Raw genomic sequence first — 14655 nt, 5'->3', positions numbered from 1 at the left:
GGCTGGCGGCCATGATCCCCGCCGTGCAGGCTACGGACGTGCACCTGTCGGACCGGCATTTCCGGACCATTGCCGAATTGATCGAGGGCCAGGTCGGCATCAAGCTGCCGCAGGGCAAGCGGCTGATGCTGGAGGGGCGCCTGCACAAGCGGGTGCGCGCGCTGAATTTCTCCGACCTGAACGACTATGTCGACAATTTGTTCGAGGCCGATCATTTCGAGACCGAGCTCACCCATCTGATCGATGTGGTGACGACCAACAAGACCGATTTCTTCCGCGAGCCGCAGCACTTCGACTTCATGCGGGAGATCGCCATCCCGTCGCTGCTCAAGTCGCACGGCCGCAGAAACGCGAATCTGAACGTCTGTAGCTCGGCGAGCTCCACCGGCATGGAGGCCTACTCCATCGCCATGGTGCTGGACGACATGGCGCGGAGCGGATCGCGGTTCCAGTATCGCATCGTCGGAACCGACATCTCGACCGCGGTTCTGCGGCTCGCCAAGACCGCGATCTACACCCGCGACGTGCTGGCGCCCGTGCCGGAGCCGTTCGTGAAGCGGTATTTTCTCTCCTCGCGCGACAAATCGCGCGGCGAGGTGCGGGTGGTTCCGGAATTGCGGCGCATGACGCATTTCATGCGGATGAACCTGATGGATCCGTCCTATCCCGTCGACCGGGATGTCGACATGATCTTCTGCCGCAACGTGCTGATCTATTTCGACAAGCCGACGCAGCGAAAGGTCGTCGAACAGCTCTGCAGCCACCTTCGGCCGGGAGGATATCTGCTGGTCGGACATTCCGAATCGATGATACACAGTGCCGTTCCAGGCTTGAAGCAGGTTCAGCCGACCATTTTCCAGGTCTGACCGGGAGCACATGTCATCATGCCGAGGGAGAAAGTTCGCGTACTGATCGTGGACGATTCGGCGTCGGTGCGCCAAATCCTTCAGACGATCCTCAATGACGATCCCGACATCGAGGTGATGGCGACGGCGTCCGATCCGTTCGTAGCGGCGCGGCGTCTGCAGGACGAAATCACAGACGTCATGATTCTCGATCTCGAGATGCCGAGGATGGACGGCATGACGTTCCTGCGCAAGATCATGGCGCAGCGTCCGATCCCCGTGATCATTTGTTCTTCGCTTACCGAGGAGGGCTCGAACGTGATGTTCGAGGCATTCGAGGCCGGCGCCGTCGACATCGTGCCGAAGCCGAAGATCGACACGAGACAGGCCTTGCTCGAGTGCTCGACGCGGCTGCGCGAAGCCGTGAAATCGGCAGCGCGCGCGCGCGTGCGGCCGCGCGCGGAGCGACGGGCGATCGAGAAGAAGCTGACGGCGGACGCTATCATCCCGCCGCCGGTGCAAGGCAAGGTTCGACCGACGACCGAGCGCATCGTGTGCATCGGGGCATCGACCGGGGGCACGGAGGCGCTCAACGACGTTCTCGAAATGCTGCCGGCGAACTGTCCTCCCATCCTGATCGTGCAACATATGCCGGCTGGCTTCACGGCTGCCTTCGCCAGGCGTCTCGACAGCGTTTGCCAGATCCGCGTCAAGGAAGCGGAGGATCGCGAGCCGGTATTGCCGGGCTGCGCGTATATCGCGCCGGGCGCCCACCACATGCTGGTCCAGCGCATCGGCCTCCGCTACCAGGTCGCGATCAAGGACGGCCCGCCGGTGTCGCGGCATCGTCCCTCCGCCGATGTGCTGTTTCGCTCCGCGGCCCAGCATGCCGGCGCCAATGCGCTCGGGGTCATCATGACCGGCATGGGCGACGATGGCGCACGCGGCATGCTGGAGATGCGCAAGCTCGGCGCCGCGACCCGCGCGCAGGACGAAGAGAGCTGTGTGGTGTTCGGCATGCCCAAGGAAGCCATCGCCCATGGCGGGGTCGAGAAGGTGGTTCCGCTGCACCACATTTCGCGCGAGATCATGCACTGGTACCAGGCCGGGCACGTGGTGACGGGCTGAGCGCGATGACCGCCATTTCGACCGGCAAATTGACTGAGACCATCGCTGCGGTCGAGGACGTCTCGTCGCGCATCGAGGACGTGTTTGCGCGCGTCGGCCACGAGCTCGGTCGTGGCCACATCATGTGCAAGGAGCTCAATCTGGGCCTCGCCTCCCTGTCCGGCGCACTCTCCGGCGAGGAGAGCGAAGGAGCCGCAACCGCCCTGCAGGAGATCGCGGCGCGGCTCAGAGAGCTGGCGCCGGCGCTGCCTTCCGAGAGCGCGCTGCTCGCGATGATCGGAAAGAGCACGACCGAGGCATCTGCGCTGCTGAAGCCGCTGTTCAAGCATGTCCAGATGATCACCATCATCGCGCGTAGCGCGCGGATCGAGGCGGCGTCGCTCGAGGGCGATCGCGAGGGCTTTCTCGCCTTCACGCAGGAAGCTTACGATCTGGGCAAGGCCGTGCAGGGCTCGATCGAGGGCTGCGCGCGGGACCAGCAGCATCTATCGGAAGCGGTTGCCACCGCCTCGGGTCGGCAGAAGGAGTTCGAGAGCCGCTATGGCGATCAACTGATCGCCGAGAGCGCCGAGCTTGGCGCGGCCTATTACGGCCTGCGTGACCAGCGCAGCAAGAGCAGCCATCTCGCCGACCTCGCGAGCGGCAGCACGCGGAAGATCGCCGAGGCCGTCGGCAGCGCGATCATTTCCTTGCAGGCCGGCGACAGCACGCGGCAACGCCTGGAACATGTCTGCCATGGCCTGCGCCTCTCATCCAGCTCGGAGCCGAGCCTCGTCCCGGGGGCGGTCGCAAGCGAAGACGGCGCGCACGCAATCCGCAAGCTTGAGGCGGCCCAGCTCAGGGACGCCCAGCGCGAGTTTAGCGGCGACATCGGTCAGATCATCCGGGCACTGGCGGCGATCCTGAATGACGCGGGAAGAGTCGTCGCTCACGGCAGCTCGCTGTTCGGCGGCGAGAATGGTTCCTCGTCGTCGTTCCTGACCCGTATCAAGCAGCGGCTGGCTCAGGCCTCGACCCTGATCGCAACTTGCGAGAGCGCTGGCCGCTCGGTCGACGAGGCGCTGGCGGTCGTCGAGGAGACGCTGGCGAAATTTCGCCAAGCGATAGCGGGCTTGGCCGAAGCCACGGTCGATATCACGTTGATCGGCATGAATGCGGGTCTCAAGGCGAGCCATCTCGGCAGCCGTGGCAGCGCTTTCGTCGTCATCGCCAACGAGCTCAAGGCGACCGCCGACCAGGTCTCGGCGGGCGCCGGGCGCTTGCGGCCCGTCCTCGATGGCATTGAGCGCTCCGCCAGCCAATTGAAGGACCTTCGGGTTCAGGGTGATCCGACCCAGCTTGCCAATCTCGAGCCGCAGATCCTTCGGGCGCTGCGCGAGGTCGAGACCGGGAACGAACGGCTCGGCAAGCTGATGAGCCGGCTCGTGGACGAAGGAGCGGAGTTCGAGGGGTTGATGAACTCGGCGCAGGGTTTGATGAGCTCGCTCGGCGAGAGCTCCGCGGCGCAGCCCGCCGTCGCGGCACTCCACGAGACCGCAAGCGCAGGTACGCATCGGACGCAGCCCCAGGACGAGGAGCTGCTCGACGATCCCTTCGCGCACTACCGGACGGAGCGGCAGCGCTACGTCCACCGCGAATTCCTCGGAACCCTCGGGGATTCGTCGACAGCGGCCGCGCGCCCGGTCGAGGAAGTCGCGCCGGCGGATGACGGCATCGAGCTGTTTTAGGCTCGCCACCGCGGCGCGCGCATGCGGCGCCGGCAATTTGACGGATTGATTTTGCAGGACGTTAACCGTGGCGCAATGCGCGCCACGTCGGCCATTGTCGCGCCCCACAGTTGGTCGCAAATACGTTTGAATTTCACGACGGATATTGTTCATGCTCAGAGACGGCAAATACGCTGCCTGGTTCAGGACCCCACGTGGTCAAGGCACGGGGCTTGTCGAGTTGTCCGATGGACGGATCTCCGGCCGCGACAGCTTCTTCACCTATGGCGGCTCCTATCGGGTCGATCAGCAGCGCTTCACCGCCATCCTCACCGTGAAGCGGCATACCGAGGGCAATCCGAGCGTGTTCGGTCCTGACGAGGTCGAGGTCGATCTGTCCGGCCTCTGCGCCGGCGCGATGGCGACCTGCTCGGGGGCGGCGAGGGAGGTGCCTGATATCAAGTTCGAGGCGACGCTGATCTACAGCCAGGAAGACGCCGTTGCAGGCGACGCCAAATGCGCGGTCGTGAAGCTCAATGCCGACACATTGCCCAAGGTCCTCGACAGCAGATCGCGGCCACGGCCTCCGTTCGGGCCCGCCAGGCCTCCTGCGTCCTGATGTTCATCCGAGCTTTAGCATTGCGTTGACGCTGTTCGCGCGAAAGCGTGTGATGCCCGCACCTCGGCAAGAGTGCTTTTAGGTGTGAAATCTAGGTTGAGGCTCACAACAAAAGGCGGACAGGGACATGCCTCAGATCTGGATGACTTATGACGAACTCGGGATGCTTTGCGGCTGTAGTGCCGGCGAGGCCCGGGTGCAGGCGCTGCATTGGGCGCTCGATCGCCGCAGGAGCCGCGATGGCAACACCCGCGTCAAGCTGAACTTCGCCCTGATGAACCGGTTCTTCGAGGGCATTCGCAACACCGAATCCGATCTTGACGAGGCGATCTCGGCGCTCCGCGATACGCATCGGCAGATGTCCCGCGGCTTCATCTCCGATCAAGGGGATTTCAAGCGCGACGCGGTGTAGGTCCGTCGCTTCGGCGGCGGTCGTTCGAATCAGGCATAATCAGTCGGCCGGATTTGGCGCGACCTCCAGGGTTTCACGCTGGAGCAGGTCGGGACCAACGGGATCCGGGCTGGGAGGTTGCCATGATGAGAGCCGTGTACCTGGTCGGTGCCTTGGTTTTTGTGCTTCCGCATCTTCTCGTGACGGCGGCCAGGGCCGAACTCGTCAAATTGCATGCGGAACTCAAGGGCGGCAACGAAGTGCCGCCCAATACGAGTTCCGGCTCGGGCAAGGCCGAGGCGGCGTTCGACACCGAGACGAAGCTCCTCACCTACACCGTCACCTACGCAGGTCTGACCGGGCCGGCGCTCGGCGCGCATTTCCATGGACCGAGCGAAGCCGGCAAGAACGCCGGCATCGCGCTGCCGTTCAAGTCGACGCAAAGTCCGATCCAGGGCACCGCGACCCTCACCGAGGCGCAGGCTGCCGATCTGCTGGCCGGCAAATGGAATACGAACATTCATACCGCAGCCAATCCAGGCGGTGACCTGCGCGTGCAGATGGCCAAGTAAGCTGCCGCGCATCGCCGCGATGTGCGCCGAGGCCGCGCCCGCGTCAGGACGGTGGTCTGGGCAGGAAAGCCAGAATGGTCTGGGCGAGGATGACGCCGAGGGTGCCGCCGGCGGCCTTTTGCAGCACGTCGATGAACGCCGGATCGCGGTCGGGCACCATCGCCTGCAACACTTCGAGCCCGATGGCGACGGCGACCACGAATGCGCAAGCCAGCCCGAAGCGTCCCGGCAGCAGAAAGGACAGCAGGAAGCCGAGCAGGCAATAGGCGCTGAAGCGCTCGATGACGACGACCCAATAGGCTTCGGCATGGCCGAGCAGGACCGGCCTGCCAGCAAGCGTGGCCAGTGTGGCGTAGACGATCAGCGCAAGGCAGATGGCCGCCGCTGCGATGAGATGATTTCGGCGCATTTCGGCATCATAGCCGCTCGGCCGGCGCGCCGCTCCCAAAAGCGGATAACATCGTTAAGAGTGCGCACATCGTGGATGGCTTGCAACCGACTGGTGGCTCCCAAGGGGACGTATCGGTGGCGGCGTCTTGCCCGGTCGTCCGAACGCGGGCCAGCCGGATCAGTCAGGCGACCAGCACGGCGCCGGCAGCCTGAGCTGAAATTGCGGCGGCGGTGCGCTGCGACGCCATCAATTCGCAAAAACCGGCAAAGGGTAGAGGCGCTGCAACGAGGTAGCCCTGCCCTTCTCCCACGCCGCACGAAACCAGGGCGCGGACCTGCTCCTCGGTCTCGATGCCTTCCGCTACCACGGTCATGTGGAAATCTCTGGCGAGCGCCACCAGCATCTCCACGATGGTCGTGGTCGAGGCGTCCGCCGTGATGGTGTCGACGAAGAACTTGTCGATCTTGATCGTGTTGGCGCCGAGCCCTTTCAGTCGCGACAGCCCGCTATGGCCGACGCCGACGTCATCGATGGCAACGCGAAAGCCGTAATCGCGCAGCTCGCCCACCACGGCTGCAGCGCGCGTCAGATCGTCGAGCTCGTCGCGCTCGGTCACCTCGATCATGATCTGCCGTGCGGACACTCGTGCCGCAGCGACGGTGCTGCGGAGCGTCTCGACGAAGCCGGCGCCGAGGATATGCCTGGGCACCACATTGAACGAGAGCTTGAAGTCCTTGTCGGCTTTCAGCTGCGGCTGGAGGTCGGTCAGCGCCTGGTGGAGCAACTGCCAGGTCATGGCTTCGATCCGCCCGCTGGATTCCGCCAGCGGAATGAAGTTCATCGGCGGCACCACCGTGCCGTCCTCACGCAGCCAGCGTGCCAGGATCTCACAGCCTCTGATCTCGCGGGTGCGCAGATCGAAGATCGGCTGGAAATAGGGCCTGAATTCGCCGCGCGTCAGCGCGCGATCGAGGTCGGCAACCGGCCCTTCCATGCGCCGGGCCCGTGACAGCAGGATGCCGAACAGGACACCGAGCGCGAGCGCAACCGTCATCGTGGGCCAGTAGGCCTGGCTGTTCCATGTCGACAGCACGGACTTGTCGATGCGGATGATCACGCGCAGCGGATAACGCGTCGAGCTCTTTTCGAAGTCGATCGCATGCGTCAGCGCCTTGTCGGCCTCGAGCGCGAATTCGCCGAGCCTTGCGCCGTTCTTCAGTGCGAGCAGCACCTCGCCGTGCGCGCGCAGCTCGGCCGGCATGATGTCGAACAGGCTGGAATTGATGCCGAGAATGGCGACCAGCGCTTTCTTGTCGCCGATGTCCCTGAGCACGCCGAGTGCGTCACCACCGAACTGCTCGACGCGAAACAGCATCAATTTCGAATCGCGCGACGCGAGCATGTCCGCCCGATCGACCCAGCCTTTGTCGAATTCGAGCGTCTCGGAATAGGCCGAGCAGATCACCGAGCCGTCGGAATTGACCAGACGGACATCCTTCACGGCGGAGCGTTGGTAGACGTGCAGTCGGATCGCCTGAAGCGAAGCGGGCGCGCATGTCGCAAGTCCGCGGCCGGCCAGATCGTCAAGGCTTGCCGTCGCGAAGTCGACGGCGAGTTCCGACCGGTGCAGCACCACTTCGGTCAACTCATGGAGCTGACGCATTTGCTGATCATGGATGAAGCGCGTCGCGGCGATGTGGCCCGCGAGCGCGAACGCCGCCATGCCTGCAAGCACGAGCGCCGCCATCGAGAGTCTCGGCCGTGTTGCTTTCATCCAGCCCGCGAAGGTTAAACGGATGAGATAACCTTAACCTTGGAGCCTCTAAAATACGGTTTAAGGCGATCGCGGGCCGGTTTGGTCGCCTACAGCGGCCAACAGTCCGTTAACGGCTCGTTTCAGGAATAATGCTGGGGCGCCGGCAGTTCCATTCGCTGGAACTCACGCTCATCACGGGCTCGAATTCCCGTCATCCGCAAGCGGGAGCCCGTGGGCAACCCAGAAGGCCGGTCGCCCCGGCAGGCGGGCGCCCGTGAGCTGCGGCCTCACCGTCGATTGTAGGACCAGCCCTTGTCGACATTGGTCGGGTAGCGCGCAGCGAAGTAGGGATTCCGGAGGCAGTTGCGCGCGGGATCATAAACCCAGTCGGCGCATTCGTGGAAATTCAGGAATCTGCAATCGAAACCAAAAGCACACCAAGGCGCCCCGTTGGGAAATCCGAAGCGGACGGGGCCTTGTGCCCACGCTATCGAGGGCAGGGCCAGGAGCAAAGCTACGGCGAGAGCACGGGACACCATGGTGCAATCCTCCAGCGGATCTTCGGCGGGACACCGAGGTATCGAGCGATCGTCCGCAGCGAGAAACAACCGACGTTCAATTGGGAAGTCTAGCATCGTGGGATGAGGAGATCGAGAGCGCTGTGGCGCCGGAAAGGCGTCGTTCTGCCCCTATATCCAGTTCGTGCCGGCGACAATCGCCTGTCTCTCCCATTACCGCTCACCCGGCGTATGGGCACTAGCCCTTCTTGGCGGCCTTCGATTTCAACGCCAGGCCGAGACGCAAAGCCATGCGCTTGATTGCGTCGGGCGATCGTCCGAGCTGCTTTGCCGCTTCCTCCAGCGATGTCGAAGATTTCGCCAGCTCCATGAGCCGGCGGTCTTCCTTGAACGACCAGGGCTTCCGCGCCATAACCGAAATAATCCTCCTGCAACGACACAACGACAAAGCCGCCAAGCGGACCCATGTCGCTCGGCGGCTTTGCTTGGGTGGGGCCGGGCCTTGGGGGAAGCCCGGTGCGGAAATGGATATGCGATCGGTGAGACTTCGCAACAAACAACGCGGATTAAGCTAACTGCTCAACCTTACCGCGATAAAATCGGCGCCCGGGGCTCCGTACAACTCCGGGGTTTTTGTGGATGTCGTGCCGGTCTGCCCAATGCCGCAGCTCCAGGACATGTCGCCCGCAGGGTGGCGCGATCGCCGCAAGGCGCGGCGACCAAATCTGAGCATGCAGTTCGACCGACTCTCTTGAAAGTTGCAATCTCTCGAATCCCTTCGGACATCGATCAAGGACGTCTTCGGAGATATTGTTCCGTCGCTCGACGCTGGTTGCCGCATCGATTCAAAATTCGTTGAAGACAGAGATCGTGATGGAGCATGTTTGAACATCGGCCGCTTCTCGTTCGCGTCGTCACGAGATCGTCGAATTCGTTCGGTTATGATCAGTGCAAACGATACGAATAGAAGAAGATCGAGATGCTTCAAAAAACGCTGTCCGAGAAGCCTCTGGCGAAGATAAGAGAACGAGCATTCGAAGGCGCTTTTCTCGGCGTCGCGTTGATCGCAATGGCGGGATGGGCCTATTTCATCATTCTGCTGTCGCTGAAATTCTTCCTCTGGCTGATCGGGTGATGCAAACGATCGGGAAGCATGCACATTGCTGCTCAAGAATTCCCGCCCTTGGTGAAAAAATCAGCGATCATCGTTGTTGTGTAAAGACAACTGTAGGGTGAGAATAGACGTGCAGCGAACGAAGATGGCAGTATCCGCGAGCAGAGGGAGCTCTGCATGACACAGGCGTCATTGCTGATTTCGGCCTTTGCCGACTTGCGCGTCAGTTATGCGGGGCGTGGGCACGCGAGGGACGACGATCGCCTTGAGCGCGTGGGCGCGGCGGCACCGGCCTTGTCGCAGCCGCCATGCATTCGGACTGGGGTTGACGGATGGCAGGGCGCGCAACGGTAACCATAACCGGCAAGGTTACGTCGCTCCCGACATTGTTCCCCCACTCATGTCCTTACTAGATTACGCACGGTTCTTTCGGGAGTGTCCTGTTGATCCTAGCCGCCCGTCGATCGCGAAAGAGGTGCGCCATGGCTACCGTCAGGAGCAATAATGCGCCGCGACGATATTTCGTCGATGGGGGCGGCAGGCGCGTTCTGATCGGTCTTACGCCCGAGGAGACCTCCGAGTTCGAACGGCTTGATAGAGCGCCGACCCGAACCGAAATGATATCGATCGAGCGTGGTCCTCAACCGGCTCCGGGCGAGCGGCGCTGGTTGGAGCTCTACGCCAAGCATGAAGACGCGTGGAAGGACTGGATGGCGCAGAGCCGCGTGGATCGGCCTTACCTCTAGCCAGTCTTCTATTGGACGCGGCCGGGCTGCGGCCGCCCTCTTGCGGGACGGCGGCCGCCGGCGAAAGGGGGCTATCCGAGGCCGATGCGCTTCTGCTGGTAGCCGCGATCGAGAATGGCTTGCCACCATGGCCTGTTGTCGAAGAACCAGCGAACGGTCTTGGCCAGCCCGCTTTCAAAATTCTCATCCGCCCGCCATCCGAGTTCGCGCTCGAGCTTCGAAGCGTCGATGGCGTAGCGCCGATCGTGACCAGGGCGGTCGGCGACGAACGAAATGAGGCCACGTCGGGAGCCTGCCGCGTGCGGCGACATCTCGTCGAGCAGGTCGCAAATGCTTTCCACGACGTGCAGGTTGGTGCGCTCGTTGCGGCCGCCGACATTGTATGTCTCGCCGATCGCACCGCGCTCGAGCACAAGCGTCAGCGCCTTGGCATGGTCCTCGACGTAGAGCCAGTCGCGGATGTTCTGTCCATCGCCGTAAACCGGCAGCGGTTCTCCCGCGAGCCCCTTGATGATGATGTGGGGAATGAGCTTCTCGGGAAAGTGATAAGGCCCGTAATTGTTCGAGCAGTTCGTCACCATCGTCGGAAGATCATAGGTCTCGCGCCAGGCGCGGACCAGATGGTCGGACGACGCCTTGCTCGCCGAGTAGGGCGAATTCGGTGAATAGGACGTGGTTTCGGTGAAGTAGCCGTCCTTGCCGAGCGATCCGAACACCTCGTCGGTCGAGATGTGGAGGAAGCGGAACTGCGAGCGGCGCTCCGAGGATAGCGCCCGCCAGTATCGCAGCGCCTCCTGAAGCAGCGTGAAGGTGCCGACGATGTTGGTCTGGATGAATTCGCCGGGGCCGTCGATCGAGCGATCGACATGGCTCTCGGCCGCCAGGTTCATCACCGCGGCCGGCTGGTACTTCTCGAACAGCTTGCGCAGCGAGGCAGCCTCACAAATGCATTGCCTCTCGAATGTGTAGCGTGGGTTCGCATCGGCATCCGGAATTGACTCGAGGTTTGCCGCATAAGTCAGCTTGTCGATGTTGACGACGCGCGCCTGCGTGTCGCGGAGCAGGTGACGGACGACCGCGGAGCCAATGAAACCCGCACCGCCCGTGACGAAAATCGTGGAGCCTTTGAAACGCATGGGTGATCTACCTCAGGCTTGAGCGGCGAAGGAGCGGGCCACCGAATGCAGATACTGGCCGTAGCTGCTCTTGGCGGTCTTCTCGGCGACCTTCGTGAAGGCGTCGAGGGAGATGTAACCGCGGCGCAATGCGATCTCCTCTGGGCAGGCGATGCGCAAGCCCTGGCGCTGCTCCAGGATCTGGACGAAATGACTGGCTTCGACCAGCGAGGCGTGCGTGCCGGTGTCGAGCCAGGCGAACCCGCGCCCGAGCACCTCGACGAACAGATCGCCGCGTTTGAGGTAGGCGTTGTTCACGTCGGTGATCTCGATCTCGCCCCGCGCAGAAGGCTTGATCCCTGCGGCGATGTCGACCACCGCATTGTCGTAGAAATAAAGCCCGGTTACGGCCACATTCGACTTCGGCTGCTTGGGCTTCTCTTCGATCGATCGCGCGCGTCCATCAGTGTCGAGCTCAACCACGCCGTATTGTTCGGGGGAGACGACGACATAGCCGAAGATCGTGGCGCCGCTCTTGCGCGCTGCGGCCTTGGCGAGCATTTCCGGAAGTCCGTGGCCGTAGAAGATGTTGTCGCCGAGAACAAGAGCGACGGAATCCGATCCCACGAATTCGCGGCCAACGATGAACGCGTCGGCAAGACCGCGCGGTGTTTCCTGCGTGGCGTATGAGAATTTGACGCCAATCTCCGATCCATCGCCGAGCAGGCGTTGGAACAGCGGCTTGTCCTGCGGAGTCGAAATGATGAGGATGTCGCGAATTCCAGCGAGCATCAACGTTGACAGCGGATAGTAGATCATCGGTTTGTCGAAAACCGGTAGCAGCTGCTTCGACACCACGGTCGTGACAGGATAAAGGCGCGAGCCAGTTCCGCCAGCGAGGATGATTCCCTTCATTGGTCCCTCCGGTTTACCCGTTCGAAAATATCAGATAGTGTGCGCTGCACAACATCGATGTGTGCGCGAAGCGGAAGTCGCTGGAATGAACGTTATCAAGACGGATCTGCCCGAAGTTCTGATCATCGAGCCGAAACTGTTCGGCGATCAACGCGGCTTTTTCTTGGAGACTTATCAGTTCGAGCGCTACGCGCAGAGCGGGATTGCGCGGCCGTTCGTTCAGGACAATCTGTCACGCTCGCGTCACGGGGTGTTGCGTGGGTTGCATCTGCAGAATCCGTTCACGCAGGGCAAGCTGGTCTCAGCACTTCGCGGTCGAGTCTTGGATGTTGCTGTCGATGTTCGAGTCGGTAGCCCGAATTTTGGGCGTCACGTTGCGGTCGAATTGAGCGAGGACAACCGCAGGCAATTGTGGGTTCCACGCGGATTCGCGCATGGATTTGCCGTTCTCTCCGAGACGGCCGACTTCTTCTACAAATGCGACGCGCTCTACAGCCCGAAGGACGAGATCTCCATTCGGTGGAATGACCCGGCGATCGGCATCGACTGGGGCCTCGCAGATCCCTCGCTGTCGCCGAAGGATGCCGATGCGCCATTGCTTGCCGATATGAAGAATCTGCCGCGTTACGGAGAGATTTGACATGAGGATCCTCCTGACGGGCGCTGCCGGGCAGGTGGGCGGAACTCTGCTTCCGTTGCTTCGCGAACGAGCCGACGTCGTTGCGCCATCGCGGGAACAGTTCGACCTGTCGCGGCCGGACGAGCTCGCAGACAGATTGGACTCGATCAAGCCGCATCTGATCGTCAACCCGGCTGCCTACACCGCCGTCGATCGTGCCGAAGACGAGCGCGAGCTCGCTTTTCGGGTCAACGCGGACGCGCCTGCCGCGATCGCCCGATGGGCGGCGCCTCGCGGCGTGCCGCTCGTGCATTTTTCGACGGACTATGGCTTAGAAGGAACCGGTGGAAGCCCCAGGCGCGCGAACCGCACGCCGGGACCGCTCTCGGTGTATGGCAAAAGCAAGCTCGCCGGCGACTTGGCGATCGCCGAGGCCGGTTCCCTGCACGTGATCGCGCGGACGTCCTGGGTGTACGCTGCGTCAGGTGCGAATTTTCTCAAGACCATCGTGCGGCTTGCCGGAGAACGCGAGCAGCTGCGCATCGTTGCCGACCAGATCGGCGCGCCGACAAGTGCCCATGCCATTGCGCAAGCGGTGGTTGCGATGCTGCCGCGGAACGACGAGGAGCTTCGCGGTATGTTCGAGGCGCGAGGTGGCGTCGTCAATCTGGTCTGCGCGGGCGAGACCAGCTGGCACGGCTTTGCGACGGCAATCGTTTCCGGGCTGCAATCGAGGGGCGTCAGCTTCGCGGTGAAGGAGATCGTTCCGATCCGTTCGGACGAATTTCCCGTGAAGGCGAAGCGGCCCGCCAATTCCCGCCTTGATGTGACCCGGCTGCGCGAGCGCTTCGGGATTGCACCGCCGAGCTGGCAGCATGCGCTCGATCGAGAACTGGATGCCCTGAAGGCCGCGATCTGAACGCGCTCCGCTCGGCCAGAGGCCGCGCCGGAGCGCAAGGTGCGTCAGGCTTTAAACTTTATTAACCATCCAGGGCCCATTTTCCGGTCTGGTGCCTCGAACCGGAAATGCACGCATGTTTCAGCTCTTCTTGCGGGCCCGCACTCACAATTTCCTGAAAGACCGTTTCGGCGGAGAGCAGACGTTTCGTGCACGCTCGCCCGAGCGCGACGCCGAAACCGATCGGACGCGCATCGAAGCCATCATGGCCGCGATCGAGAACGCGCTGCAGGCCGCGGAGCGCGAGCAATCCGGCCTGAACCGCCGGGTGGAAGACGTGCTGGCGCGCGCGGCCGTGACCATCGGCCATGGCGATGACGAATATCTCGAACGCGAGGCGCTGGACAATCACCACCAGGATCTGTTCGACAGGGAAATCCTGAACGGCCAGCGCAGGCTCAAAGAGCTCACGGCCTCGATCGCCCATTTCAAGTTCCTGAAGGCGGCGATGCTCAGCCGGTTTCCGGAATACCGGCAACCATCAAGCCAACCCAACTGATGTTCCGCGCCGCGTGCCGGCGCGTCGCTAGATCGCGAGCATGCTGTCGCCCTGAATCGACAGCAGCGTCAGGTTGCCGGTGGCATAGGCTCCGGTGTCGATATTGGCGCGGTTCTCGAGCAACTCGGCCTGACGTACCGGCGTATGGCCGTGCACGACGTATTTGCCGAAGCGCTTCTTGCTCTGGAGAAATTCGTCCCTGATCCAGAGCAGATCCTGCTCACGCTGTTCGGATAGCGGAATTCCGGGACGAACGCCCGCATGCACAAAGAAAAAGTCGCCGCATGTGAATGTCGGCCGCAGCTGGCGCAGGAACGCGATGTGCTGCGGCGGCATCGCCGAGATGAGTTCGCGCACGAGATCGGCCTGTTCGTCCTCGCCAAGATCTGGAGGCGCTGAGATCCCGTAGGACATCAGGGTCTGCAGGCCGCCGAACTGAAGCCAGTCGGCCGCGCGCGAGGGATCGTCCAGCATCGCGGTGAAATAGGCCTCGTGATTGCCCTTGAGAAAGACCGTGTTGCGGTACCGGCTGCGCTGTATCAGAAGGTCGAGGGTACGACGGGAGTCCGGTCCGCGATCGATGTAGTCGCCGAGAAAGACCTCGATGGCGCGATAGGGGCGGCTGTTCGCCATGTCGGCATCGATGACGGCGAACATCTGCTCGAGCAGATGCGCGCAGCCGTGAATGTCCGTGAGCGCGTAGATCCGCACGCCGTTCGGCAGCTTCGGCCGGGGCGAGTTCTGGGAAGGGAGCGTGATCATG

The 14655-nt window shown here is 62.7% G+C and carries 17 protein-coding genes; 11 read left to right on the top strand and 6 right to left on the bottom strand.

Annotated features, from left to right (window positions below; genetic code table 11):
- Window positions 1–11: 11 nt before the first annotated feature.
- The 6 genes from G8O24_RS06610 to G8O24_RS06585 all read left to right on the top strand — a co-directional run bounded on the left by G8O24_RS06610 (window position 12) and on the right by G8O24_RS06585 (window position 5261).
- Window positions 12–866, top strand: coding sequence for a CheR family methyltransferase (locus G8O24_RS06610; protein WP_188097641.1), 855 nt, complete (start codon window positions 12–14; stop codon window positions 864–866).
- 18 nt (window positions 867–884) lie between these two features.
- A complete protein-coding gene (locus G8O24_RS06605; RefSeq protein WP_188097639.1) occupies window positions 885–1973 on the top strand; it encodes a protein-glutamate methylesterase/protein-glutamine glutaminase in 1089 nt (362 codons plus the stop codon).
- 5 nt (window positions 1974–1978) lie between these two features.
- The gene (locus tag G8O24_RS06600; protein WP_188097637.1) at window positions 1979–3700 is read left to right on the top strand and encodes a chemotaxis protein; all 1722 of its coding nucleotides are present in this window, start codon (window positions 1979–1981) and stop codon (window positions 3698–3700) included.
- A gap of 151 nt (window positions 3701–3851) precedes the next feature.
- The gene (locus G8O24_RS06595; protein WP_188097635.1) at window positions 3852–4298 is read left to right on the top strand and encodes a hypothetical protein; all 447 of its coding nucleotides are present in this window, start codon (window positions 3852–3854) and stop codon (window positions 4296–4298) included.
- 127 nt (window positions 4299–4425) lie between these two features.
- Window positions 4426–4710 carry a hypothetical protein gene (locus G8O24_RS06590; RefSeq protein ID WP_188097498.1) on the top strand — a complete coding sequence of 95 codons (285 nt, stop codon included), beginning with the start codon at window positions 4426–4428 and terminating at the stop codon, window positions 4708–4710.
- Window positions 4711–4832: 122 nt separating this feature from the next.
- On the top strand, window positions 4833–5261 hold the full coding sequence (locus G8O24_RS06585; protein ID WP_188097633.1) for a CHRD domain-containing protein: 429 nt from the start codon (window positions 4833–4835) through the stop codon (window positions 5259–5261).
- Window positions 5262–5304: 43 nt separating this feature from the next.
- Here G8O24_RS06585 and G8O24_RS06580 read toward each other — a convergent pair whose 3' ends face one another.
- The 3 genes from G8O24_RS06580 to G8O24_RS06570 all read right to left on the bottom strand — a co-directional run bounded on the left by G8O24_RS06580 (window position 5305) and on the right by G8O24_RS06570 (window position 8338).
- On the bottom strand, window positions 5305–5670 hold the full coding sequence (locus G8O24_RS06580) for a VanZ family protein (protein WP_188097631.1): 366 nt from the start codon (window positions 5668–5670) through the stop codon (window positions 5305–5307).
- A gap of 163 nt (window positions 5671–5833) precedes the next feature.
- Window positions 5834–7399, bottom strand: coding sequence for an EAL domain-containing protein (locus tag G8O24_RS06575; RefSeq protein ID WP_244645764.1), 1566 nt, complete (start codon window positions 7397–7399; stop codon window positions 5834–5836).
- Between the two features lie 765 nt (window positions 7400–8164).
- The gene (locus G8O24_RS06570) at window positions 8165–8338 is read right to left on the bottom strand and encodes a hypothetical protein (RefSeq protein WP_188097628.1); all 174 of its coding nucleotides are present in this window, start codon (window positions 8336–8338) and stop codon (window positions 8165–8167) included.
- 567 nt (window positions 8339–8905) lie between these two features.
- On the opposite strand from G8O24_RS06570, the gene G8O24_RS06565 reads away from it, so the two are divergent.
- Together G8O24_RS06565 and G8O24_RS06560 are read left to right on the top strand one after the other, a co-directional pair.
- On the top strand, window positions 8906–9061 hold the full coding sequence (locus tag G8O24_RS06565; RefSeq protein WP_188097508.1) for a hypothetical protein: 156 nt from the start codon (window positions 8906–8908) through the stop codon (window positions 9059–9061).
- A gap of 461 nt (window positions 9062–9522) precedes the next feature.
- Entirely contained in the window at window positions 9523–9786 is a 264-nt protein-coding gene (locus tag G8O24_RS06560) for a hypothetical protein (RefSeq protein WP_188097626.1), read from the top strand.
- Window positions 9787–9857: 71 nt separating this feature from the next.
- Here G8O24_RS06560 and rfbB read toward each other — a convergent pair whose 3' ends face one another.
- Window positions 9858–10922: a dTDP-glucose 4,6-dehydratase gene (rfbB, locus tag G8O24_RS06555; RefSeq protein ID WP_188097624.1), complete on the bottom strand. Its 1065-nt coding sequence runs from the start codon at window positions 10920–10922 to the stop codon at window positions 9858–9860.
- A gap of 12 nt (window positions 10923–10934) precedes the next feature.
- Window positions 10935–11816 (bottom strand): glucose-1-phosphate thymidylyltransferase RfbA, encoded by an 882-nt coding sequence (gene rfbA, locus G8O24_RS06550; RefSeq protein ID WP_188097514.1) that lies wholly within the window; start codon window positions 11814–11816, stop codon window positions 10935–10937.
- Window positions 11817–11901: 85 nt separating this feature from the next.
- On the opposite strand from rfbA, the gene rfbC reads away from it, so the two are divergent.
- The 3 genes from rfbC (at window position 11902) to G8O24_RS06535 (ending at window position 13892) form a co-directional block, all read left to right on the top strand.
- Window positions 11902–12456, top strand: a complete 555-nt coding sequence (rfbC, locus tag G8O24_RS06545; protein WP_188097698.1) for a dTDP-4-dehydrorhamnose 3,5-epimerase — start codon at window positions 11902–11904, stop codon at window positions 12454–12456.
- A gap of 1 nt (window position 12457) precedes the next feature.
- On the top strand, window positions 12458–13354 hold the full coding sequence (gene rfbD / locus G8O24_RS06540; RefSeq protein WP_188097622.1) for a dTDP-4-dehydrorhamnose reductase: 897 nt from the start codon (window positions 12458–12460) through the stop codon (window positions 13352–13354).
- A 115-nt stretch (window positions 13355–13469) separates the two neighbouring features.
- A complete protein-coding gene (locus G8O24_RS06535) occupies window positions 13470–13892 on the top strand; it encodes a hypothetical protein (RefSeq protein WP_188097620.1) in 423 nt (140 codons plus the stop codon).
- A 27-nt stretch (window positions 13893–13919) separates the two neighbouring features.
- Here the strand turns inward: G8O24_RS06535 and G8O24_RS06530 are convergent, their stop codons facing one another.
- Window positions 13920–14654 carry a metallophosphoesterase family protein gene (locus G8O24_RS06530; protein WP_188097521.1) on the bottom strand — a complete coding sequence of 245 codons (735 nt, stop codon included), beginning with the start codon at window positions 14652–14654 and terminating at the stop codon, window positions 13920–13922.
- Between the last annotated feature and the right edge of the window lies 1 nt (window position 14655).

The sequence above is a fragment of the Bradyrhizobium campsiandrae genome (assembly GCF_014529705.1).
In the GTDB taxonomy this organism is placed as follows: domain Bacteria; phylum Pseudomonadota; class Alphaproteobacteria; order Rhizobiales; family Xanthobacteraceae; genus Bradyrhizobium; species Bradyrhizobium campsiandrae.
Note: the sequence above shows the minus strand (reverse complement) of the source record. Positions and strands in the feature narration are given on the sequence as shown.

Coding starts and splice junctions, on each gene's coding strand:
- G8O24_RS06610 (WP_188097641.1), top strand. CDS start 12: ATGATCCCCGCCGTGCAGGCTACGGACGTGCACCTGTCGGACCGGCAT.
- G8O24_RS06605 (WP_188097639.1), top strand. CDS start 885: ATGCCGAGGGAGAAAGTTCGCGTACTGATCGTGGACGATTCGGCGTCG.
- G8O24_RS06600 (WP_188097637.1), top strand. CDS start 1,979: ATGACCGCCATTTCGACCGGCAAATTGACTGAGACCATCGCTGCGGTC.
- G8O24_RS06595 (WP_188097635.1), top strand. CDS start 3,852: ATGCTCAGAGACGGCAAATACGCTGCCTGGTTCAGGACCCCACGTGGT.
- G8O24_RS06590 (WP_188097498.1), top strand. CDS start 4,426: ATGCCTCAGATCTGGATGACTTATGACGAACTCGGGATGCTTTGCGGC.
- G8O24_RS06585 (WP_188097633.1), top strand. CDS start 4,833: ATGATGAGAGCCGTGTACCTGGTCGGTGCCTTGGTTTTTGTGCTTCCG.
- G8O24_RS06580 (WP_188097631.1), bottom strand. CDS start 5,670: ATGCGCCGAAATCATCTCATCGCAGCGGCGGCCATCTGCCTTGCGCTG.
- G8O24_RS06575 (WP_244645764.1), bottom strand. CDS start 7,399: ATGGCGGCGCTCGTGCTTGCAGGCATGGCGGCGTTCGCGCTCGCGGGC.
- G8O24_RS06570 (WP_188097628.1), bottom strand. CDS start 8,338: ATGGCGCGGAAGCCCTGGTCGTTCAAGGAAGACCGCCGGCTCATGGAG.
- G8O24_RS06565 (WP_188097508.1), top strand. CDS start 8,906: ATGCTTCAAAAAACGCTGTCCGAGAAGCCTCTGGCGAAGATAAGAGAA.
- G8O24_RS06560 (WP_188097626.1), top strand. CDS start 9,523: ATGGCTACCGTCAGGAGCAATAATGCGCCGCGACGATATTTCGTCGAT.
- rfbB (WP_188097624.1), bottom strand. CDS start 10,922: ATGCGTTTCAAAGGCTCCACGATTTTCGTCACGGGCGGTGCGGGTTTC.
- rfbA (WP_188097514.1), bottom strand. CDS start 11,816: ATGAAGGGAATCATCCTCGCTGGCGGAACTGGCTCGCGCCTTTATCCT.
- rfbC (WP_188097698.1), top strand. CDS start 11,902: ATGAACGTTATCAAGACGGATCTGCCCGAAGTTCTGATCATCGAGCCG.
- rfbD (WP_188097622.1), top strand. CDS start 12,458: ATGAGGATCCTCCTGACGGGCGCTGCCGGGCAGGTGGGCGGAACTCTG.
- G8O24_RS06535 (WP_188097620.1), top strand. CDS start 13,470: ATGTTTCAGCTCTTCTTGCGGGCCCGCACTCACAATTTCCTGAAAGAC.
- G8O24_RS06530 (WP_188097521.1), bottom strand. CDS start 14,654: ATGATCACGCTCCCTTCCCAGAACTCGCCCCGGCCGAAGCTGCCGAAC.